This window comes from Rossellomorea yichunensis (assembly GCF_032337515.1).
GTDB lineage: Bacteria > Bacillota > Bacilli > Bacillales > Bacillaceae_B > Rossellomorea > Rossellomorea yichunensis.
In genome coordinates this window covers 805676-826505 of record NZ_JAVYAD010000001.1, presented here as the reverse complement: position 1 = coordinate 826505, position 20830 = coordinate 805676, and the positions used below count along the sequence as shown (strand labels likewise).

The window sequence follows — 20830 nt, the reverse complement described above, 5'->3', positions numbered from 1 at the left end:
CCACTCTATCAAAATCCCTGATAGAATGATGGTATTACAATATATTGCGAGGAATGTGCTATGCCTGATTGGTCCTATCACGGAATATTTAAACCCGCTTTATCCAAACTCCCTGCTTACATGTCGAGAGAGCTTATACATAGAGGAATGGGGACGATCGCTTCTCTCCCTCTGGGTCCTAACATCATCCATTTCCTAGGAAGAGAAGAGTGTTCCCCTCTCCTGTATCGACAAATCAAACGGATGGAATTTACCAACCCTGTTGGTCTCTCCGGTAAAATTGATCCCTTACTGACCGGAACCTCTGCCTTTATTCATTTAGGCTTTGGCTTTATTGAAATTGGTCCGGTGACTTTACAGACTTCATCAGACTCCGCTTACCCTAATGCAGATCATAATGAGCAGCGTATACAGTTCTCGGACCCACTTGAATCTATTGGGTTAGAGAGGACTCTGAAGAAATTAAAGAAGATTAGAAAAAAACAGCCCTTCATCATAAGACTGTCGGGGACACCCCAGGAAATATCTATTATGATGGAAAAATTAGATGGATTTTCAGATGGTTATATTGTTGAAAGCGAAGAAATCCCCGCTACTATACATAGTGACAAACCGATTTTCATCTTAAATCCAACGTTAGAACTTCTTTACGAATTAAACGTCGAGGATATTACAGGAATCGTTGTAGAAGAAGATGAATTCAACGACCTCCTTTCAACTGTTCGTTCATACAAAAAAGCAATCCCGGCTCTATCAATCATCACTTCAGGTGGAGTTCGTGAACCAAGTCAGGCACTATCTCTACTAAGTGCGGGTGCAGACCTCCTTCTTCTTTCAGATGGTTATGTCTTTTCGGGTCCTGGTTTAACCAAACGCATTAACGAAGCATTACTGGATGATTTGAACGATCAGCTCACCCCTCAAAAAGGATGGAAATCTTACTGGTATTTTGGTTTATTTATTTTTATAGGAGGACTCTTGGCCTTCCTATTTAGTTTAACGTCGGTGATTCTGCCCTATGATGAACATTATTTGGGGATGAAGAGGGAATCGATTGCTGGATTCAACGACCGTATTGTAAAATTTATGGCTCATGATCGGATGACGTTAGCAGGTACTATGATTTCTGGAGGGATTGTGTATATGCAGCTCTCCTTCCATGGTGTCAGGAGAGGTCTCCTATGGGCCAAACAGTCCATAGATATTGCCGCTATTACAGGATTTCTGGGAATTTTCTTATTTATCGGATATGGCTATTTTGACTGGCTTCATCTTTTATTTTGGCTCATATTGCTACCCTTTTACGCATATGGCTGGATTCATACAATGGGAATAAAAGGAACTCCCTCATCTCGAAATCGAAGAAATCATAACATATGGATGCAATCCCTGTATGGTCAGCTTGCATTTGTCGTACTTGGATTTTCTTTTGTTCTTGGTGGTCTTGTCATTTCTTACTTTGGGGTTACTTCTGTTTTTGTTCCGACGGATCTTCTTTACCTCTGTATGCCCCCAGAGATTCTTCATGAGTTCAATCAGAACCTCATTCCCGTAATTGCACATGATCGAGCGGGATTCGGCAGTGCTTTACTAAGTGTTGGATTACTAGTATTAACTCTCTCACTTTGGGGCTTTCAGCAAGGAAATAAGTGGGTATGGCGGACCCTTCTGATAGGGGGGCTTCCTGCCTTTATTTCGGGGATATATATTCATTTTGCTATCGGGTACACCTCGTTTATCCATCTTCTGCCCGCCTACTTTGCCATTGGCTTATTTTTGATTGGCTTAGTCAAAACCTATTCATTTTTTTATCAAGATATAGTTATTGATGAACGGTAGCTGTATCCATTGCGGATATGGCTTTTTTACATTCGTAAATACCTTTTGTTAAGAGTTTGTAAATTTGCCGTCAAACCTTTGAATCAGCACACTTTTCATGTTACAGTCTTTGTATAATATTTTGATATCGACTTTCGATATTGGATTTCGATTTGAATATTGGGAGGTGTTTATTTGGAAGACAAAGTATTACGGAAACTCTTTCTGGGGTTTATCCAGATCCATATACTCCATCATGCCAAAGAAGAGCCAATTTATGGTACGTGGATGTTAGAAGAATTAAGAGAACATGGATATAGCATAAGCTCCGGTACACTGTACCCTATTCTTCACTCAATGGAGACTGACGGACTACTAACAAAAGAAGAGAAAAACGTGGAGGGAAAGATCAGGAAGTATTATTCGACTACAGATAAAGGCAATAAAGTACTCAGTGAAGCACGTGATAAAGCCTATGAGCTATTTAAAGAAATCAAAGACTAACAAAGAAGGTGAAATTATAATGAAAACATCTAGAAGTTTAAAGTCCCTGATTGAAATACTGTTTATTTCAACAAGGTTGGGGCTAACATCTTTCGGTGGGCCGGTTGCCCATTTAGGATACTTTCATGAAGAATATGTTCGCAGACGAAAATGGATGGATGAAAAAAGTTACGCAGATTTGGTCGCTCTTTGCCAATTTCTCCCCGGTCCTGCAAGCTCACAAGTCGGAATGGGCATTGGTATCATGCGGGCAGGAGTTCTTGGAGGAATTGTTTCATTTATAGGCTTTACACTCCCTTCTGTCATTGCATTGATTCTTTTCGCCATTATTCTTCAAGGATTGGATGTGGCAGATGCCGGGTGGATCCACGGGTTAAAGATTGTCGCAGTTGCAGTCGTTGCTCATGCTATTTTAGGAATGGCAAAAAAGTTGACGCCTGATTTAAAACGAAAAGCGATTGCATTGTTTGCTTTAGTGGTCATTTTATTATGGCAGACAGCGTTTTCACAAATTGGGGTCATTCTTCTTTCAGCTTTCATTGGATTTCTACTCTTTAAACAACATAAACCCGACGATGAAGCCCGAATTGACTTCCCGATTTCTCGTAGATTCGCAGTGATTTGTTTAGTTATATTCTTCGGCTTACTATTTCTTCTTCCGTTCTTAAGGGAATTGACCTCCCTTGAATGGATCGCTTTATTCGATAGCTTCTATCGTTCCGGGTCATTGGTTTTTGGTGGAGGTCATGTTGTCTTGCCTCTGCTTGAACGGGAGTTTGTTCCTACCGGATGGTTAACGGAAGAAGCGTTTTTGGCAGGGTATGGTGCAGCCCAGGCGGTTCCAGGTCCTCTCTTCACCTTTGCAGCTTATATTGGTGCTGTGATTGATGGGTGGCAGGGAGGATTGCTTGCGACTTTCGCGATTTTCCTTCCAGCCTTTCTACTCATTTTAGGGACGCTTCCATTCTGGGATTCCCTCCGTAGAAATCCTAAGATAAAAGGCGCGCTGATGGGAGTCAATGCCGCTGTCGTTGGAATTCTGATTGCAGCTTTTTACCACCCCATTTGGACTTCATCCATCCTTGCTCCACTGGATTTTGCCTTTGCTTCAGTTTTGTTTAGCATGCTGGTCTTTTGGAAACTTCCACCTTGGATCGTCGTGATGACAGGAGCAGTGGGTGGACTCGTTATGGGTTTTATATAAGTCGTTAAGTTGACTTTGTAAGGGACCTGGTCCTTGCATTTTGATATTATGAATTTTAAGGAAACGGTTTTGCATAGTGGAAAATAAAAAATGATCCGGGCAATGAATGCCTGGATCATTTTTATTTTTATCTTTTTATGAATCGATACGTCAGATATGCGATATACAGGGGTGTGGCAATGTAAATCAAATAGGGAAACTGCTCATAGGTCCCTTTGTAGATGACAAATAGCAATGCTCCAATGAAGAGAGTCACGATCGTTCCGTACTTCGGTAAAGGCACTTCCTTGAGACTCGGGATTCGAATACGGCTCACCATGAGAAAGCACATTGCTGTGAAAATGACCGTTGTTACGATATTCGGTATAAAGTCTCCAAACAGGGTGAGGAGCGCCAGGATCCCACCTGCTGCCGTAATCGGAACCCCTACAAAATAATGAAGAGACGATTTTGGCGGACTGGTATTGAACCTTGCCAGGCGATAGGCTCCGAATAATGGAAATAACCCTGCCACGATAAACCCTAATAATCCAAATTGAAAGAAATATGTATAATACACAAGAAAAGAAGGTGCGACTCCGAACGTGACAATATCGGCTAATGAATCCAATTCCTTTCCTAGTACACTATCCGCTTGCAGCATCCTCGCCAGTCTGCCGTCCATGCTATCAAGCATCATGCCAATAATAATTAGTATCGCTGCGTTTTTAAATTGTCCGCTAGCGGCAAACCCAATTGATAAGAAACCGCAGTACAGATTTCCCAACGTGACCATATTGGGTATTTTTTTCGTTAGTTTCATCTTTTATCCTCACTCTACCAAAAATTCTATTACTTCTAGGATACCATGTTACAGATTTTCTTAAAGAAATGTTGTGAAAAAACTTCTAAAAAACCTTATGAAATTTTATATTTAGAAAACAGAATGTTGACCATACTATTTACTGAGTATGAAAGTAAACGATAATGGGTGTTGATCTCATGATTAGAAAAAAGCTTCGTCAATGTAAATGTCTTACTCTTAAACTATTGCGTCTTAAAGATAACTCCCACAGTATTGCATTAGGATTCACGTTTGGATTATTAATCAACTTCGTCCCCTCTTTTGGCATAGGTCCATTCATTTCCACAGCAATTGCAAAGGTGTTTAAAGGCAACTCATTCGCTGGATTAGTAGGCGGGGTTTCCTTGATTTGGGCTTTCCCTTTTTTCTTCTACTTGAATCTTGTTGTAGGATATCTCTTCTACCCCATTGATGTAATCGATCCGTCAATAGACTACTCAAGTGAAGCAATAGATGTAGGGCTGCAATTGGGGAAAGCATTTTTTATCGGGATGTTCATCAATCTCCCCATTTTCGGCATCCTTACGTACTTCATCATGAATTCAATAGTTAGAAAATACCGGGAGACGATGCTTACGTATGTGCATAAGAAGTGGAACTTATAGTTTATTCCACTTTGTCTTTGTCTAGATATTCTCCGCGAAAAAATAATTGTTACTGAAACTCTCCTCTTTATTTAGAAAACATGAAACTCTTTTATGTTTTTATTCGTATATTTTTCTAAGAAGATTCTATCTTAACATTACCACACTATATACTAATCCACCTCGTGTTTTGTTATAATTTAACTATTAAGTAACGAATACGAATAAGAGAAAAAGGAGGATTGTCATGACTGGAACCATTGCTGTTATCATGATCTTTTCAATACCCATCCTCGGAATCATAACGGACCATTTCCAAAAACAATCCAAGCTGAAACAAAAAATGATAGAAGACCAACTCGAACTGGAAAAACTGAAACACGAAAATTTTGTGATTGAAACCCAGAAAATGAGACTGGAATTAGAACAGATGAAACTTCAGGATCACCAGGAGAAAACACAAATTTTATAACTAATAGCGCCAGGTCTTCCTGGCGTTTTTTATCTGAGGGGCTATTTTTAAACACGTTAAATCAGTTTTATTTCTGACATATTCCTTTAATTGAAATTACCAACACCTTTATTCATTCTTAAATAAACATCATATACACGTAAAAAACCCCCTTGACTTAAACGCTTAAAAGCGTTTAAGATATAAAGCATCTTGATCATACATATTTGTGAAGAGCTGTGATGGATTTGAAGTAGTGATCTCCTCCCTGTTATAGAGAGCTAGTGGTGCTGGGAACTAGTACATAGGAAAATCATGAATTACGTTTCTTGAGCTTCTTGTTCTGTAGTGGAACAAGACGGTTATTGTCCGTTATCAATTCGAGTGGTAGGCAATTTGCTTACAACAAGGGTGGTACCGCGATCTTTTTCGTCCCTGCTGATTTATTCAGCAGGGATTTTTTGTATGTATCTACTTTCGCGCATAAAAGCGTTTAAGCACTAAACAATATCTTGAAATAAGGAGAATTTAATATGAACCAAACCATTCCAAGTCATTTACGCCAATTTGTAGCTGAACAGCATTATCATTCATATACCCCTATCGATCATGCCGTGTGGCGTTATGTGATGAGACAGAATCATCACTTTCTTGAAGATACCGCACATGAAGCTTTCACTGAAGGATTAAAAGCATGCGGTATTAACATACACGAAATTCCTAAGGTAAGTGATATGAACCGGCACTTAGCGAAAATTGGCTGGGGGGCTGCAATTGTAGACGGTTTGATCCCTGGTACAGCGTTCTTTCATTTCCAAGCTCACGGTATTCTCCCAATAGCAACAGATATTCGTCAAAAATCGAATATCGAATACACCCCTGCTCCTGATATATTGCATGAAGCAGCCGGACACGCTCCCATTCTGTTTGATGAAACCTATTCCCGATTTGTAAAGATAATCGGCAATATCGGAGCGAACGCTTTTGCCACTGAAGAAGAACACGAAGCATTTGAAGCAACCAGGCATTTATCCATTGTGATGGAGGATCCATGCTCCACTGAGGAAGAAATTGAAGAAGCAAAGCAGGTGTTAATTGAAAAGCAAGAGGCCGTTTCCGGTCTTTCTGAAGCAGAACAAATTTCACGAATCTTTTGGTGGACTGTGGAATTCGGTTTAATCGGTGATTTTCATCAACCGAAGATCTTCGGTGCAGGACTGCTTTCATCGGTTGGAGAAAGCAAGCACTGTTTATCAAGTGAAGTGAACAAAAGGCCGTTCTCCATCGAAGACGCCATCCATACCAGCTATGATGTTACCTCCATGCAAACTCAATTATTTGTTTGTGAAAGTTTCGAACAGCTCATTGAAGAAGTCGAGAAATTCGGAGAGACCATGGCTTTCCGTAAAGGTGGAACAGAAGCTATAGATAAAGCGATTCATTCTAATCAACTTGCTCATATCGAATACAATTCAGGATTACAAGTCACCGGCATATTCAGAGAAGTCATAAAAAATGAGCATGGTGAAGCTATCTACGTCAAAACCGTAGGACCTACTTCACTTTCCATCCAAAACGAGCAACTGGATCATCACGGGACAGATCATCATGCTGATGGCTTCGGTGCACCAATTGGTATCCTTCAGGATGGTACCATTCTTGAGAACCAGACCGAAGCGGATTTAAGGAAGCTTGGCATTGAGATGAATAAAATGATGCAAATCACATTTGATGGTGGGATGGAAGTTTCTGGACATGTGACGAATCTCGTCTTTCACCATCATCATCTTGTTCTCATATCAATTGAAGAATGTATGGTGACTTTGGGTGAACACGTTTTATTCCACCCTTCATGGGGAACTTACGATTTGGCAGTAGGCAGTGAAATCGTTTCAGCAAGGCCACATGCGGCAGATTATGATGCTTTCTTCGGGGACACACCTCTTATCGAAGAAAAGGATGGCAGATCTCATGATCTTACACCATTGGACAGTCTCTTCAGAGAGGTAAGAGAACTGAGAGAAGTAGCCTTTTCCAAAGATCATATTCATAGTATAGTAGGCAGGCTGAAAGATGATTTCCCTGAAGAGTGGCTGCTTAGACTTGAAATTATTGAATTACTGCAGATTCACGAGCCGGGATCTCAGTTAAAGGAAGAGCTTCTGAAAGACTTATATGCTTTAAGTAAGCAGGACCGGTTTGCACGTCTCATTCAAAATGGCCTTGATGTCATTTATGGAAGGAAAGGAGTAATGGTATGAAGAAGTTAAGTGAAGCTGCCATTTCTCATAAACTTGAAACTCTTGAGAAATGGCGCATTAAAGAAGAGAAATGGATTGAACGGCGCTACCGGTTCAAAGATTACCTTGAAGGAATACGGTTCGTCAACAAACTCGCAGAGGCAGCCGAGGAAAGGAATCACCATCCTTTTATAACGATTCAATACAGATTGGTTATTGTAGAGTTGACTTCCTGGAGTGAAAATGGTCTGACAGATTTGGACTTTGAAATGGCCAATCAGTATGAAAAGCTCTATAAGGAAATGGTGTAATCAAAAGAGACGGTCCCAAGCGGCTGTCTCTTTTGTTCATAGGACCTTATTCCAAATACTCATCCGTCACACTTGAGTTTTGACTGGTACACTGCACATATCTCATCTAGCTTTTCCGGATCAAATCTGTTATGAATCTTGATATCCATTATGCTCTCCCTATTCTTTGTTTACTAAGGGGATAACTCATTTTAATAAATTCATATCGACTTCCATTGTTTCTTGAATGAATGCTCCTATGGGAACGAAGCCGACTTTTTTATACACCTTGATCGCACGATTATTGAAGGCTGCTACGGACAAAGTCAAGGTTTCAGGAGCATACCTCGCGATTGAGAAATCAACTCCCGCCCTCGTGAACGCTTCTCCCTTTCCCTTTCCTGTACGATTCGGATGCATGGCTAATCCGATATCAATAGTCGACTCATTTAATAGATTAAATGTGTAAAACCCAACCATTTCTCCTCTTGAAGCACAGCATAGGTTGTGTTTCCACGTTGATCACCATCTAAGAATTCTGCCAAATCCTCTTCATCTGCTGTAAGATCATAAAATGCATATTCCCCATCATATTTCCAGTTGTAGGCAATATCCTCAGCTTGCTCCTGAGTTATGATTTGAAAAGAGAAATCCATCTTTTGCTCCTCCCATCATTGTTTATGTAAATAAAACGGCCATTCTCAAAGTCTCGTCTCTTCATGGTTGATTAGCGTCCCCCGCTTCTGACCTGAGCATATTTTCTCCATGATTCCTGCCTGGTCGAAATTAAATATGTGTACAGGGAGTTTATAGTCCCTTGCTAAAAGCAGAGCTGATTGATCCATGACTTTAATATTATTCGTTACAACGTCATCATAATTTAAATTATGGTACATCTTCGCCTTTTTATCCTGTTTAGGGTCACTTGTGAAAACACCATCGACTCCCTGCTTTGCTACCAGGATAGCCTCACTATTCGTTTCGATGGCTCGCTGAACGCTGGGGTAATCCGTCGTCACAAAGGGTTGACCGTTTCCTCCACCGAATATGACAATGTATCCTTTGTCAAGATGGTGAACGGCGCGAAGGCGAATATACGGTTCTGCAACCGTTGAAACAGGGATTGAAGTCATCACCCGAACTTCTTTGTCGGTCTTACTTTTCAACACACCTCTAAGCATCAAACTGTTGATGATGGTTCCGAGAGTTCCGATACTATCCGCTTCTACCCGCTCTATTCCCCAAGTATCTGCCAGACTCCCTCTAAATATATTGCCACCGCCCACAACTATGGAAACTTCAATCCCCATATTGACGATCGACATGATTTCGCCCGCAATGTGATCAAGCTCTTCAGTGCCAAAATTATTTCCTTCCTTATCCGCCAACGCTCCACCACTTAATTTAATTAATACACGCTTGTATCTCATCTATATTCCTCCCCTGGACATAAAAAAAGAACTAAAAAGGGAATGAATACCCTTTTAGTTCTTTTTATAGGGGAAGAAATGCTGAAATATGATTGACGATTGATTAACATACCTTCTCCCCCTCTCGCACTATTCAGAATTTTCCTTCTCTCATTGTATAGAAAATACAGGAAATGTTCAAGTGGATTTTTCATTTAGTTCTCCTTACCACCCAAGCCCTTTACCTCTTCTTGTAGTTTCAACATAACCTCTTTTATCTTCAACATACCTATGTTTCCTTCCTTCCTCTTACGTAACGAAATAGTATCACTCTCGACCTCCTTATCTCCTATTACCATCATATAAGGAACTTTTTGCATCTCTGCTTCTCTGATTTTCATACCGACTTTTTCTACACGATCATCGATTTCTACCCTAAACCCTTCTCTTTCTAATTGAGACTTCACATCTTGAGCATATTGGATTTGTGCGTCTGAGATCGGAAGGATTTTGACCTGGTGTGGAGCTAACCAAAGCGGAAAATCTCCTCCGAAATGTTCAATGATGATTGCCATAAAGCGTTCGATTGAACCGTATATCGCTCGATGAATCATAATCGGTCTGACTGTTCGATTGTCTTCCCCAATATATTCACACTCAAATTTTTCAGGCATTTGAAAATCAAGTTGAACTGTTCCACATTGCCAGCTTCGACCAATGACGTCCAATATATGAAAATCTATTTTTGGCCCGTAGAAAGCACCGTCTCCTTTATTAACATGATAATTGACACCTCTCTCTTTCAGCACACCTTCCAAATCTCCTTCAGCTTGATCCCATAATGCAACGGAGCCCATAAAATCTTCCGGACGAGTCGAAAGCTCAACCTTATAGTCAAATCCGAATTTACTATAGAAAAGATCGATCAGATCCAATACTTTATGAAGCTCCGACCGAATTTGATCTTCCCTAACAAATAGATGAGCATCATCCTGAGTGAAGGAACGGACTCTCAATAATCCACTTAATGAACCCGATAGCTCATGTCGATGAACCAATCCCAGTTCACCGTATCGAAGGGGTAACTCCCGATAACTTCTTCTCTTGCTTTTATAGATTAATACTGCCCCTGGACAACTCATTGGTTTGATCGCATATTTCTGATCATCTACCTCTGAGAAATACATATTCTCATGGTAATGATCCCAGTGACCTGACTTTTCCCATAGCTCCTGCTTCATCATAATGGGAGTTCTAATCTCCTGGTATCCAGCTTTCCGATGTTCCCGCTTCCAAAATTCTTCTAACTCATTTCGTAATAGCATCCCTTTCGGTAAATAAAAGGGCATCCCGGGTGCCTCCTCCATCGATACAAACAGCTCCAACTCCTGACCTAATTTCCTGTGATTTCGTTTTTCCACTTCAGATTGAATTGACATTTTGTTTCCTCCTAATTATTTTATATATATAAAAAACCGCATTCATCCCTGTCAAGGGACGAATGCGGTCGTGGTACCACCCTAATTCCGAAGTGCTAAACAAAAGCCCTCCGCTCAAAGTTGATAACGGTTTTCCCGATTATGGATACTGACGTTTCACCATAATAGCTCCGAGGTGGTAAATCCTTTCCTTTTCTTCAGGGCTCTCAGCCATGTGACCCTGTTCTCTGGTAAGAAAAACAACAAATGATTCGTGTCCTCTTCATCACTTTATTATTCAATTAATAAAAAACCGCACCCATCCCTAACCAAGGGACGAGTGCGGTCGTGGTTCCACCCTAATTCAGAAGTGTAAAATATTACTCTTCGCTTAAGTAAGATAACGGTTTTCCCGATTATGGATACTGACATTTCACCATAATAGCTCCGAGGTGGTAAATCATTCATTTCTCTTCAGGGCTCTCAGCCGGTGACCCTGCTCTCTGATCAAGAAAAAACGGAATGAATCATGTCCTCATCTTTGCTTTCGTATAGTATATTCAATTTAGAATAAATTTGTTATTGAAATTATATGGTAGTATTTTCTAACTGTCAAGAGTGTTTAAATAAAAACAAGAAAAATAATTGCGACTAGAACAAGTCGGTAGATCGCAAAAGGAATTAGCTTGATTTTATTAATCACCTTCAGAAAAAAGTGTATCGACAGATAAGCAAATAGAAATGCACTTAAGAACCCAACCAATAGAAACGGTAAAAACTCAGGGGTAAAATACATCCAGTTCTTCATAAGAGAAAGCGAACTTGCTCCCAACATAATCGGAACCGCCATAATGAATGTGAAATCTGATGCTGCCCGGTAGCTTAATCCAAGTAAAACTCCTCCAGAAATGGTCGATCCAGACCGCGAAAAACCTGGCCATAATGATAAGCATTGAATAAGCCCGATCACCAGCGCTTTTTTATGTGTTATCTGATCGACGTTCTCCACTGTGACAATCTTGGGACGAAACAAATCCGCTGCAATCATGAGGAATGCACCGATTGTTAAACCAGCCAGGACCGTACTAAGCGAAAAAAGATGCTCATCGATATAATCCTCAAATAACAAGCCTAGAATCACAGCAGGAATTAATCCAGCCAGTATATGTGTTAATTTTAAGTTGGATGATTTATTTGCGGTACGGTGTTTAAATCCGAGTAAATCTTTAAATCTTTCTCTAAATACAATGACAACTGCTAAAATTGAGCCTAGTTGGATCACAACTTTGAACGTATTTGCTGGATATTTACCCAATACTTCTTTCGATTGGATCCATAAATCGTCTACTACTATCATATGGCCAGTGGAAGATACAGGAGCAAACTCCGTTAACCCTTCGACCATTCCCAATATAAATGCTTTAATTAACATGATGACGTCCATTTATCATTTCTCCTCTATCTTGTAATCATGCTGTGAATATGACAGTTATGAAAGATAGTTGGAGTGATATTTCACGATGACCCCAAACCCGGTTGAATCACCACGATAACGGGCATATAGTCCTTCATTGGAAAGAGTCAGAGGAATTAGAGGCAGAATTCTTTTAAAAGGAATCCTGCTTTTATCTTCTATTTTCTTCATCACAAGAGAAGGATTTAATGAGAAAGAATCATCGTCAAGATAGGCAATCTGAGCTTGATCCTGAATGACTTCATCTCCCCTATGAGCCTGAATATCGTTCATCTGCTGGAAAAATTCAAATGAGCAAAATAGCACAAGCAGCATAATTTTCTTCACTCTCTTCCCCCCTCTCGAGATAATCTAGCTTATCATACTATAACGGAAATTGGACGACAATAAGAAATTGGACGCTACCGAACAGAGCACTTCCAATGAATCATTAGCCTGAATGGTCACGAAAAGAGCATAATCGGTCAATTTTCAGTTTAAATCAATAAAAAGCAAAGTAAAAGGCTTCCCTCTACGGCGCTTTCTCTCATGTCTAATGAATATCTTTCTTCTTAAACCTTCCACCTCTTACCTCTGCTATATCCGCAATGGCTAGAAAGGCGGATGGATCATGTTCTGCAACGATGTCTTTAAGTTTCGCTTCCTCCAGACGAGTGATGACGCAGAATATCACTTTCTTATCATCTCCTGAAAAAGCACCTTCTCCCTTCAAATACGTCACTCCTCTCCCCAGTCGGTGTAAGAGGGCATCACCGATTTCCTTGTAATTTTCACTTATGATCCAAACCGATTTGGATTCATCCAGTCCTTTAATCGTAATATCTATCATTTTAAAAGCTACGTAATAGGCCAGAAGTGAATACATGGCTCTATCCCAGCTAAATACAAATCCGGCGGAAGCCAAAATGAACAGATTGACAAACATGATGATTTCACCGACAGAAAAGGGCAGCTTTTTACTTGATAAAATAGCAAGGATTTCCGTTCCATCAAGAGATCCGCCGTAACGAATGACCATACCCACTCCTATTCCAAGGACGATCCCTCCGAATAAAGAAGCCAGCAGAATATCTTGGGTGAAGGCAGCTACCGGATGAAGAAATGTAGTTGAAATCGATAATATGATAATTCCGTATAGTGTAGAGAATGCGAAGGTTTTTCCGATTTGTTTATATCCGATGAAGAAAAAGGGGATATTAAGGATAAAGATGAAAAGACCAAGCTTAACGCCTGTAATATGGGAGAGCATAATCGAGACACCAACGATTCCTCCATCAATGACCTGGTTTGGGACTAGGAATATTTCAAGGCCAACCGCCATGATCATCGCCCCGATGGTAATGAGGACAGCTCTTTTCACTACCTCTTTAAGGGGAATCTTCTTATGCTTTACTTTCACTTGCTGCAATTGATTTATTACCTGTCCTTCAATCATCTTCATTCCTCCTCCAAAGATAAACATCCCGCGACAACTTCTGAACTCATCTCACTGGAATCAAAATGATCTATGTAACAAACAGAAAACCAATACCCTAAAGCTCCCTAAAACAAGCTTGTATAACTTATATATTCTATTATCCCCTCCAAAATACCTGCTTATAGTGAGGGACGGAACTCTAAATGAGCACAGTCCAACTTCCATTGGCTTAACGAATACCTTGTTTTAATCATGCTAATCAAGTTATCCAACCATTTTCTATTTATCATTTCAAGGTCCGTCCCTCAGCCAATTAAATTTGACTCAAAGGGGAAAATGAAGTATTTTTAATACTTGTATATTCATATTTTGGATAAGCTGGAACTGTTTTCTGTTTCCAGGTAAATTAGGTTTTGGAGGCTTTTCTTTGATTACATTAATCAAAACTTTGTTGGTCAATATTACAATTTTGTTTTCATTTACGTATAATGCTAACGTATTATTTCCATTTAAAGAAAAACAAGTTCCACATTTTAAACATAAACTCACTTATGGTCTTATAGCATCCTTTGGGGCTTTATTGTGTATGCTTTATCCGATTGAAACCCTTGGAAAAACTCATTTTGACTTACGCATGATCGCCATTTTAATAGCAACGATCTACGCCGGATTATTTTCAGGATCGATCGTTTTAGGTTGCGTGATCATCTTCCGCTATTTAATCGGCGGTCCATATTTCATGGTTGGAATAACGGTCTCGGTCCTTGCGTTTGTAATAGGCATTCTCTTTCGTAGGATGCTATTAAATACACAATATAAATTATTGGGGAGTACAATTATCTTCCTGGTTCATTCATTGTTTTACATCACGATTATCAACAGCTTTATTCCTATTCTTCATTTGACTTTTTATTTTATTTATTTCACCGTTTTCTATTTTACTTTTGTGGCTCTTGTATTCATTATTGAACATTTGATTCACACGAACAGACAGATCGAAGAAATGGTGTATCTCGACAAATTGAATATGGTGGGACAGATGGCGGCTTCTATTGCCCATGAGATTCGCAATCCCCTTGCAACCGTAAGAGGATTCATACAGCATCTAAGCGAGGGCACCGAGGATGAGCAGTTTAAAAGGTACTCCCCTCTTATTCTGAATGAATTAGATCGTACGAATAAAATCATCACAGACTATCTAAGCGTAGCAAGACCTAGTGAATTTCAGCTGTCTACACTCAACCTGGAAAGAGTGATTCAGGACTGTGTCGACTTACTAAGACCATTTGCCTCCTATTCGAATACATCGATACTATTCCAGCAAAACGACAACCATTATATTAAGGGTGATGAACATCATATGAAGCAAGCGATTATGAACGTCATCAAGAACGGAATTGAATCCATTGAGGAACATGGAGAAATCACCATCTTTATAAAAGAAGACTCTTTCAGGGACAATGTGGTAATCAATATTTCAGACACGGGAAAAGGAATGACTGAGGATGAGTTAAAAAAGATCGGTTTACCTTTTTACACCACGAAAACAAAGGGCACCGGCCTTGGAAGCATGGTGACGAACAAAATCATTCGGGAAATGGGTGGAATGATTGAGTACGAAAGTGAGTTGAATAAGGGCACCATTGTGAAAATTCTTCTCCCTCTCACAACCAAACAATAAACATAACCAAAAGCTTAGGATATTTTATCCTAAGCTTTTATATTAGAGTAATCTCATCTCTCTTAATCTGTGATACACTTAATTTATCAAGATTTTCCAGGGCTTTACAACCTGGTGGGAGGCTAAATACAATGAGTAAAAAATGGACATTCCTATTTCTAATAGGTGTAATCGTAACCCTTTGCATAATAACCATTCTCAATAAGCCTACAGAAAAAGATTTTACCCTTTGGCTGCATGAAGAATACAATATGGATTGCAATAAAGACTGCTCTATCATTGAATTGGAAAATGGTAATGGGAACATTACTGAGAGAATTAAACTTGCAAATGGAAACGGAGCCTATTCTCCTGGACTATTTACATTACGTATAAATAGACACTACATAAGCCTAAATGACCCGAACCGTATATTTAGTCTAGAAGTGATCGGGTTTAATGGAAGATTCTATGAAATGAATTCTAAAAGGAATGACTTAAGTTTACATAATAATATTATCGATAATTAAATGACCAATCCAAAACCCGACTCTACAATAGAGCCGGGTTTTCTTCGTCTAATCTAAAAACCTCAACAAATCTCCATAAATAATATCATCAGACATGCCTAATTCTTTTCTTACGGTTTCTTTAAATGGCTCACATGATGATTCAGAAGTCGTTGCTTCACTGCTCTTATCATAGCAAACATTGTCTTTAAAGACGTACTTTTCAGTTACAAAGTCACCATCCCTGAAAATGACTGGGTGATCTTCTTTTCGTGTGAACAGATTATGTCCAAAGGAAAGATTATCCTTCGTTTTAATCCCCAATAAATGGAGAATGGTTGGACGAATATCGATTTCTCCACCTATCGTTTCGATTGTTTTTCCCTTTTCACCAGGCACATGGATAATGAGTGGTACTTGTTGAAGTTTTACATGATTCACCGGGGTGTCTTCCTGCCCTAAAAGTTCGAACACTCCATTTTCATATTTTTCGGAGATGCCATAATGGTCTCCATATAGTACAAAAATCGTGTCCTTATATAAACCATTTTTCTTAAGCCTGTTAAACAATGATTTAATCGCTTCATCCTCATAACGTACGGTTGTTACGTAACGGTTCACAACATCCTCATTTGTTGAAGCCTCTGGAATAAGTTTATCCTCTTCTTCCAATAAAAAAGGAAAGTGATTGGTCAGCGTAATCAAACGGGTGTAAAACGGTTGAGGTAATTTCTCAAGATACGAAATGGATTGCTCAAAGAACGGGATATCCTTTAATCCGTAGTTAACAGAGTTTTCTTCCGTAACATTGAAATCTCTCTTTGAAAAATAGCGGTCGTAGCCTAACGATTCGTACATAATTTCACGATTCCAAAAAGTGCGATCATTCCCATGAAAAACTGCCGCATAATAATCTTCTTTCTTTTCCAAAATATGAGGCATACTTTTATAACGGTTATCCGGTTTGCGAACAAATGCTGAACCGCTTGCTAATGGGTATAAACCAGTATCGATCATGAATTCAGAATCTGAGGTTTTCCCTTGAGCTGTCTGGTCATAAATTTGATTGAAATAAAAGCTATCCTTGATTAATGAATTTAAGAAAGGTGTGATTTCTTCACCATCGACTTTTTGGTTGATGACAAAATTTTGGGTAGATTCCATACTGATCAGTACAACATTTTTTCCATCGGCAACACCGTACAAATCGGAGTTGTTATGTTTCTTGGATTGTGTATATTTAATGGACGCTTCTGTGTCTGATTTACTGGCAAGCATCTTGGTGAAGGGTACCGTAGCTTCAACCCCAATGTCATATAGGTGATAATTGTATGGTCCCACTGATTTGACCATTTGCTCTCTATCATATGATTCAGCAAATAAATATGGGGATTTCATCAGCCCTAATCCTACGGTTACAAGTAGTAACACTAGACTCAACCCGATATATGAAAGTTTCCACCTCTTTGAGACCTTAATGGAAGAGGTAGCCGTCCACTTTCTCTTTAATAACCACCCGACAATCAGGAAATCTACAATTAAAAGGAGATCCCAGGGACTCATCAGTTCAAAGGTACTTGGTCCGATCCCCCCCACATTTTTAAACTGAAATAAAATCGGAACAGTAACAAAATCTGAGTAAAATCGAAAATATAAAAGATCACCGTATAAAAGCCCGGTTGCAATCCCCATAACAAGGATGACAACAGCGGGTTTTATCTTCTTAGAGAAGTAAAAACTGAAACCAATTAATAGCATTAACGAACCAAGAGGATTGAATATGATGAGTAATAAGTCCAATAAGGATTCGATATGTAAATTAAACCCAATAAAAGAAACTAATACGGTCTTCAACCATAAGGTTATGAGTGCAAACCCAATTAATTTATATGTCTTAAAGCGAGAAATAAAACGGGATAACCTGTTCATTTCACAACCCTTGAATCGACATTGCTTTGATATTCTTTGTTGAGTATGTTCATTGCTTCCAAAACCTTTCGTTCGTTTTGTCTTCCCATAAGTGCTACCTGAACCCAATTTCTCTTTACTAAATAGTCACTTTCGTAGCTTAATAAAATACCTCTATCTTTACAAACATCACCAAACTGCCTACTACACTGTTCCCTCTCCAGTGCAATTGTAATCACTCCAGGAGAATAGTTTTCATCCCCTAATATATGAAATCCTCCTTGAGTTAGCACATACCTTACTCTCTGAGCTAAATTTTCATGCATTTCAAACTGAATAAAATGCAGTGCCTCCTTTAGCGCCCTTACTAGATTAGATGAGTGGGTATATGGGATGCTTGCATTCACCTCGTACATTCCCATGTCCAGATACCTTGGAATTGATGGGCTGGGCTGTATTTCATCTCGATGAAATACAATGGCGAGGCCGGGATAAGAGCCTAACCCCTTCCCACTGACCGTTGTGGCAAAGTACACTTCCTTAAAGTCCACCGGAATGGTCCCAACCGAACTACAGGCATCGACGCATAGCTCCACTCCATACCTTTTGCACAGAGAAAGTAGGCCTTTCAGATCATACAAGTAGCCTGTCGACGTTTCACAATGAACCGTCCAAAGCCATTTAATATTTTGATTTTCCCGGAGTAAACTTTCCACTTCGCCTAATGAAATTGCTTCATTCCAGTCCTTTTCTAACGTATGAAAATGTAAATCAAATCTGTTTGCATGATCAATCAACCTGAACCCAAATTCTCCGTTTGCAAGAATTAGGCCGCTGCCTGACAAAGATTTCAGCTGAGCCGCAACCATATCATTAGATAGGGTGCCCGTTCCCACTGCAACTTCTGCATAGTTTGCGTTTGTTATTTCGCATAATGATCTTCTTACTTCTTCCATTTCATGAATAAACGAGCTGCTTCTATGAGAAATGGCTTCTCCTTTGAAAGCTTTTTCTACGTTTTCATGAGGTTGAACCGGACCTGGGAGGAAGGAAAGCGGAACTGAACTTTCTGTTTTGCGAATCATTAATCGCTGAAAGGCTTTCGTCGAATTTTCGAAGCTATAACGGGTTAAATACATTGGCTGAAATTTTGCCCCTTCCTCCCCCACGAGATCAGCAAAAGGCTGAAAGCCGATTCGTTTATACAACTTTAGCTGACGAACCGTTCCTGAAATGAGAGCCATCGTATATCCTTTCTCCAAGCAAAAAGATACTAAACGCTCACATAATTGATAAAATACCCTTGTACTTCTATATGCTTCTTTTACAGATAATAAGCGAATTTCACAAGGAACGGCACTGGCCGGCAAATATTCATTCAGATCACTCAGTTTTAAATCCAAAGAGAAGGGACGCTTGGCACGAACCGCGATCATGCCCACGACTTCATCTTCATCTTTAGCAATGACGTATGTATTTTCATCGTGAAACTTATCAATCAATTTGCGTTCTGAATTTCCTTCGTGCTGAGGTATTTCTTCCACAAAGGTCTGATAATTTAATGTATAGATTTGTTGAAACTCATCAGTTTCACTTGCAATTTTATAATGAAGAGAAAGGTTTTCCATTCTCGTACCTCCTATGTATCCGCAGATTGCTTCAGTTATCGTTTATGGACCAACAGAACCGTCACAAAAAGTGACAATAATCCGATAAAAATGGTGAATGAACTCTCAATCACATATGCCGTAATCGGAATGGTTGCCATTGAAAGAAAACCTGCAATGGTGTATTTTCTCAAAATCATATATGAGATTCCCATAGTGATGGCGAAAACCCCAATTGTAAGTGGATTAAGAAATAATGCAGTTGCTAAATAAGCAACTACTCCCTTTCCCCCGTGAAGTCCAAGCTGGATTGGAAACAGATGTCCGATCATGACAAATATAGAACTGAGAACAAAATAACTTTCACCTTCTGCCAGTTGTGCCGTGATCATTAATGCAAGAATCACTTTCCCGGCATCTATCAGCAACGTCAGAAGAAAACCTTTTTTCCCTATAGCTCGACCTGCATTCGTCGCTCCGACATTTCCGCTTCCAAGTTTACGGATATCTTCGCCGGTAAACATTTTCACTATATAATAAGCACCCGTAATACTTCCTAGACTGTAAGAAACCAAAATGATAATACTTATGATTATACTATTACTCATCATACCTACACCTGACTTTTCTTATATGTAATAGACGAATTGAAACCCAGGAAAGTTTCATGTATTTACATTTCCTCTACTTTTCCTATTTTCTAAGAGATAAAACGGCAAATAAAGAAGGCTGAATAATATAATGGCGACAACTTCAAGAGCCAGGAGATAGTAGGGATACTCGCCTAAATAGTCTATGGGACTTGCATTATACGGTTTATGAGAAAGAAACATATAATTTGCTCCTACCAATCTGTTCACCACGAACACGATCACAGCGATTAGATTTAAAGCAATGAATGACCTCACCATAGACCGGAACGTCAATGTGAAGCCTTCGATCCATACCATGTACAAACAGGATAATACAATCCCCAAATGTGCTAAGAAAAATTGAAAATATCGAAAGTGGGGAAAGCCAAAAAACAACTCAGGTGTCACGATGGCAATTAAAGCACCTGTCATACACGCAAAAAAACTGATTTCAAAGATTCTATAGTTTTTCGTAATAAGCATGATCGTGCACAAATACAATGAGATGGAACATAATTGAAACGGCAAATTTATGGCTACATCCCAAAGATCATTGATAATGTACCAAATTTGAAATAATGCTTCACTCAAAACCAGGAGCACCATGAGAAGCCATTTTAAAACAGCCTTACCTCTGCAGCTTAATCGATTTCTAAGCACATACAAACCGATCATACATCCCAACGAGACAATCATTGCTGCCACATGGGATACCGAAAACAACACAAAAGGATACTCCTCATACCTGAAATTCATCATCTCTTTCACGAAACCCTCACCCGCCTTTAGCACACCCATAGGTACTATATTCTCTTAATGTTTCATAATTCCTTTAAGGGACGGACCTATCAAAAGAATATC

General features: G+C 39.4%; 19 protein-coding genes, 1 pseudogene and 3 other annotated features. Of the genes and pseudogenes, 9 read left to right on the top strand and 11 right to left on the bottom strand.

The features are described 5' to 3' along the window. Positions 1-60: 60 nt before the first annotated feature. The 3 genes from RSX31_RS04060 to RSX31_RS04050 all read left to right on the top strand — a co-directional run bounded on the left by RSX31_RS04060 (position 61) and on the right by RSX31_RS04050 (position 3526). Positions 61-1839, top strand: a complete 1779-nt coding sequence (locus RSX31_RS04060; RefSeq protein WP_315633422.1) for a dihydroorotate dehydrogenase — start codon at positions 61-63, stop codon at positions 1837-1839. A 174-nt stretch (positions 1840-2013) separates the two neighbouring features. Further along, complete coding sequence (locus RSX31_RS04055) at positions 2014-2322, top strand: PadR family transcriptional regulator (protein WP_148969177.1); 309 nt, start codon at positions 2014-2016, stop codon at positions 2320-2322. Between the two features lie 19 nt (positions 2323-2341). Further along, positions 2342-3526, top strand: a complete 1185-nt coding sequence (locus RSX31_RS04050; protein ID WP_148969178.1) for a chromate transporter — start codon at positions 2342-2344, stop codon at positions 3524-3526. 127 nt (positions 3527-3653) lie between these two features. Here RSX31_RS04050 and pssA read toward each other — a convergent pair whose 3' ends face one another. After that, positions 3654-4328 (bottom strand): CDP-diacylglycerol--serine O-phosphatidyltransferase, encoded by a 675-nt coding sequence (gene pssA / locus RSX31_RS04045; RefSeq protein WP_148969179.1) that lies wholly within the window; start codon positions 4326-4328, stop codon positions 3654-3656. 179 nt (positions 4329-4507) lie between these two features. Between pssA and RSX31_RS04040 the strand changes: the two genes are divergently transcribed. The 4 genes from RSX31_RS04040 to RSX31_RS04025 all read left to right on the top strand — a co-directional run bounded on the left by RSX31_RS04040 (position 4508) and on the right by RSX31_RS04025 (position 7956). Beyond that, on the top strand, positions 4508-4975 hold the full coding sequence (locus RSX31_RS04040; protein WP_315633418.1) for a DUF2062 domain-containing protein: 468 nt from the start codon (positions 4508-4510) through the stop codon (positions 4973-4975). A gap of 226 nt (positions 4976-5201) precedes the next feature. After that, the gene (locus RSX31_RS04035) at positions 5202-5426 is read left to right on the top strand and encodes a hypothetical protein (protein ID WP_148969181.1); all 225 of its coding nucleotides are present in this window, start codon (positions 5202-5204) and stop codon (positions 5424-5426) included. Positions 5427-5635: 209 nt separating this feature from the next. Next, positions 5636-5845, top strand: a binding site (T-box leader). A gap of 93 nt (positions 5846-5938) precedes the next feature. Next, complete coding sequence (locus RSX31_RS04030; protein ID WP_315633416.1) at positions 5939-7666, top strand: aromatic amino acid hydroxylase; 1728 nt, start codon at positions 5939-5941, stop codon at positions 7664-7666. After that, complete coding sequence (locus tag RSX31_RS04025) at positions 7663-7956, top strand: 4a-hydroxytetrahydrobiopterin dehydratase (protein ID WP_315633414.1); 294 nt, start codon at positions 7663-7665, stop codon at positions 7954-7956. The genes RSX31_RS04030 and RSX31_RS04025 overlap by 4 nt, the downstream gene beginning before the upstream one ends. Positions 7957-8104: 148 nt before the next feature. On the opposite strand, the pseudogene RSX31_RS04020 reads toward RSX31_RS04025, so the two are convergent. From RSX31_RS04020 to RSX31_RS03995, 6 genes and pseudogenes are all read right to left on the bottom strand, one after another. After that, positions 8105-8591, bottom strand: a pseudogene (locus RSX31_RS04020) (GNAT family N-acetyltransferase). 45 nt (positions 8592-8636) lie between these two features. Next, positions 8637-9365 carry a UMP kinase gene (gene pyrH / locus RSX31_RS04015; RefSeq protein ID WP_148969185.1) on the bottom strand — a complete coding sequence of 243 codons (729 nt, stop codon included), beginning with the start codon at positions 9363-9365 and terminating at the stop codon, positions 8637-8639. Between the two features lie 194 nt (positions 9366-9559). Then, the gene (gene thrS, locus RSX31_RS04010; protein WP_315633412.1) at positions 9560-10783 is read right to left on the bottom strand and encodes a threonine--tRNA ligase; all 1224 of its coding nucleotides are present in this window, start codon (positions 10781-10783) and stop codon (positions 9560-9562) included. Between the two features lie 51 nt (positions 10784-10834). Beyond that, positions 10835-11058: a binding site (T-box leader), on the bottom strand. 33 nt (positions 11059-11091) lie between these two features. Then, positions 11092-11313, bottom strand: a binding site (T-box leader). Positions 11314-11384: 71 nt separating this feature from the next. Next, positions 11385-12206, bottom strand: coding sequence for an undecaprenyl-diphosphate phosphatase (locus RSX31_RS04005; RefSeq protein WP_315633411.1), 822 nt, complete (start codon positions 12204-12206; stop codon positions 11385-11387). A gap of 45 nt (positions 12207-12251) precedes the next feature. Beyond that, complete coding sequence (locus tag RSX31_RS04000) at positions 12252-12563, bottom strand: hypothetical protein (RefSeq protein ID WP_315633410.1); 312 nt, start codon at positions 12561-12563, stop codon at positions 12252-12254. 205 nt (positions 12564-12768) lie between these two features. Beyond that, positions 12769-13671, bottom strand: a complete 903-nt coding sequence (locus tag RSX31_RS03995) for a YitT family protein (protein WP_187443370.1) — start codon at positions 13669-13671, stop codon at positions 12769-12771. Positions 13672-14080: 409 nt separating this feature from the next. On the opposite strand from RSX31_RS03995, the gene RSX31_RS03990 reads away from it, so the two are divergent. Both RSX31_RS03990 and RSX31_RS03985 read left to right on the top strand, forming a co-directional pair. Further along, a complete protein-coding gene (locus RSX31_RS03990; protein ID WP_315633408.1) occupies positions 14081-15334 on the top strand; it encodes an ATP-binding protein in 1254 nt (417 codons plus the stop codon). Between the two features lie 131 nt (positions 15335-15465). Beyond that, a complete protein-coding gene (locus RSX31_RS03985; RefSeq protein WP_148993728.1) occupies positions 15466-15843 on the top strand; it encodes a hypothetical protein in 378 nt (125 codons plus the stop codon). A 48-nt stretch (positions 15844-15891) separates the two neighbouring features. On the opposite strand, the gene RSX31_RS03980 is transcribed toward RSX31_RS03985, so the two are convergent. The 4 genes from RSX31_RS03980 to RSX31_RS03965 are packed head-to-tail and all read right to left on the bottom strand — an operon-like array spanning position 15892 to position 20728. Beyond that, on the bottom strand, positions 15892-17751 hold the full coding sequence (locus RSX31_RS03980; RefSeq protein ID WP_315633406.1) for an LTA synthase family protein: 1860 nt from the start codon (positions 17749-17751) through the stop codon (positions 15892-15894). After that, entirely contained in the window at positions 17748-19358 is a 1611-nt protein-coding gene (locus tag RSX31_RS03975; protein WP_315633405.1) for an aminotransferase class V-fold PLP-dependent enzyme, read from the bottom strand. The genes RSX31_RS03980 and RSX31_RS03975 overlap by 4 nt, the downstream gene beginning before the upstream one ends. Before the next feature lie 35 nt (positions 19359-19393). Next, a complete protein-coding gene (locus RSX31_RS03970; protein ID WP_315633404.1) occupies positions 19394-19945 on the bottom strand; it encodes a glycerol-3-phosphate acyltransferase in 552 nt (183 codons plus the stop codon). Between the two features lie 57 nt (positions 19946-20002). After that, a complete protein-coding gene (locus RSX31_RS03965) occupies positions 20003-20728 on the bottom strand; it encodes a YwaF family protein (protein ID WP_315633534.1) in 726 nt (241 codons plus the stop codon). Between the last annotated feature and the right edge of the window lie 102 nt (positions 20729-20830).

What these genes read in the sequence shown, in the direction of transcription:
- thrS (WP_315633412.1), bottom strand. Translation starts at nt 10,783, where the DNA reads ATGTCAATTCAATCTGAAGTGGAAAAACGAAATCACAGGAAATTAGGT.
- RSX31_RS03985 (WP_148993728.1), top strand. Translation starts at nt 15,466, where the DNA reads ATGAGTAAAAAATGGACATTCCTATTTCTAATAGGTGTAATCGTAACC.
- RSX31_RS04060 (WP_315633422.1), top strand. Translation starts at nt 61, where the DNA reads ATGCCTGATTGGTCCTATCACGGAATATTTAAACCCGCTTTATCCAAA.
- RSX31_RS04005 (WP_315633411.1), bottom strand. Translation starts at nt 12,206, where the DNA reads ATGGACGTCATCATGTTAATTAAAGCATTTATATTGGGAATGGTCGAA.
- RSX31_RS04025 (WP_315633414.1), top strand. Translation starts at nt 7,663, where the DNA reads ATGAAGAAGTTAAGTGAAGCTGCCATTTCTCATAAACTTGAAACTCTT.
- RSX31_RS03965 (WP_315633534.1), bottom strand. Translation starts at nt 20,728, where the DNA reads ATGATGAATTTCAGGTATGAGGAGTATCCTTTTGTGTTGTTTTCGGTA.
- RSX31_RS03975 (WP_315633405.1), bottom strand. Translation starts at nt 19,358, where the DNA reads ATGGAAAACCTTTCTCTTCATTATAAAATTGCAAGTGAAACTGATGAG.
- RSX31_RS03980 (WP_315633406.1), bottom strand. Translation starts at nt 17,751, where the DNA reads ATGAACAGGTTATCCCGTTTTATTTCTCGCTTTAAGACATATAAATTA.
- RSX31_RS04030 (WP_315633416.1), top strand. Translation starts at nt 5,939, where the DNA reads ATGAACCAAACCATTCCAAGTCATTTACGCCAATTTGTAGCTGAACAG.
- RSX31_RS03970 (WP_315633404.1), bottom strand. Translation starts at nt 19,945, where the DNA reads ATGAGTAATAGTATAATCATAAGTATTATCATTTTGGTTTCTTACAGT.
- RSX31_RS04035 (WP_148969181.1), top strand. Translation starts at nt 5,202, where the DNA reads ATGACTGGAACCATTGCTGTTATCATGATCTTTTCAATACCCATCCTC.
- pyrH (WP_148969185.1), bottom strand. Translation starts at nt 9,365, where the DNA reads ATGAGATACAAGCGTGTATTAATTAAATTAAGTGGTGGAGCGTTGGCG.
- RSX31_RS04040 (WP_315633418.1), top strand. Translation starts at nt 4,508, where the DNA reads ATGATTAGAAAAAAGCTTCGTCAATGTAAATGTCTTACTCTTAAACTA.
- pssA (WP_148969179.1), bottom strand. Translation starts at nt 4,328, where the DNA reads ATGAAACTAACGAAAAAAATACCCAATATGGTCACGTTGGGAAATCTG.
- RSX31_RS03995 (WP_187443370.1), bottom strand. Translation starts at nt 13,671, where the DNA reads ATGATTGAAGGACAGGTAATAAATCAATTGCAGCAAGTGAAAGTAAAG.
- RSX31_RS04050 (WP_148969178.1), top strand. Translation starts at nt 2,342, where the DNA reads ATGAAAACATCTAGAAGTTTAAAGTCCCTGATTGAAATACTGTTTATT.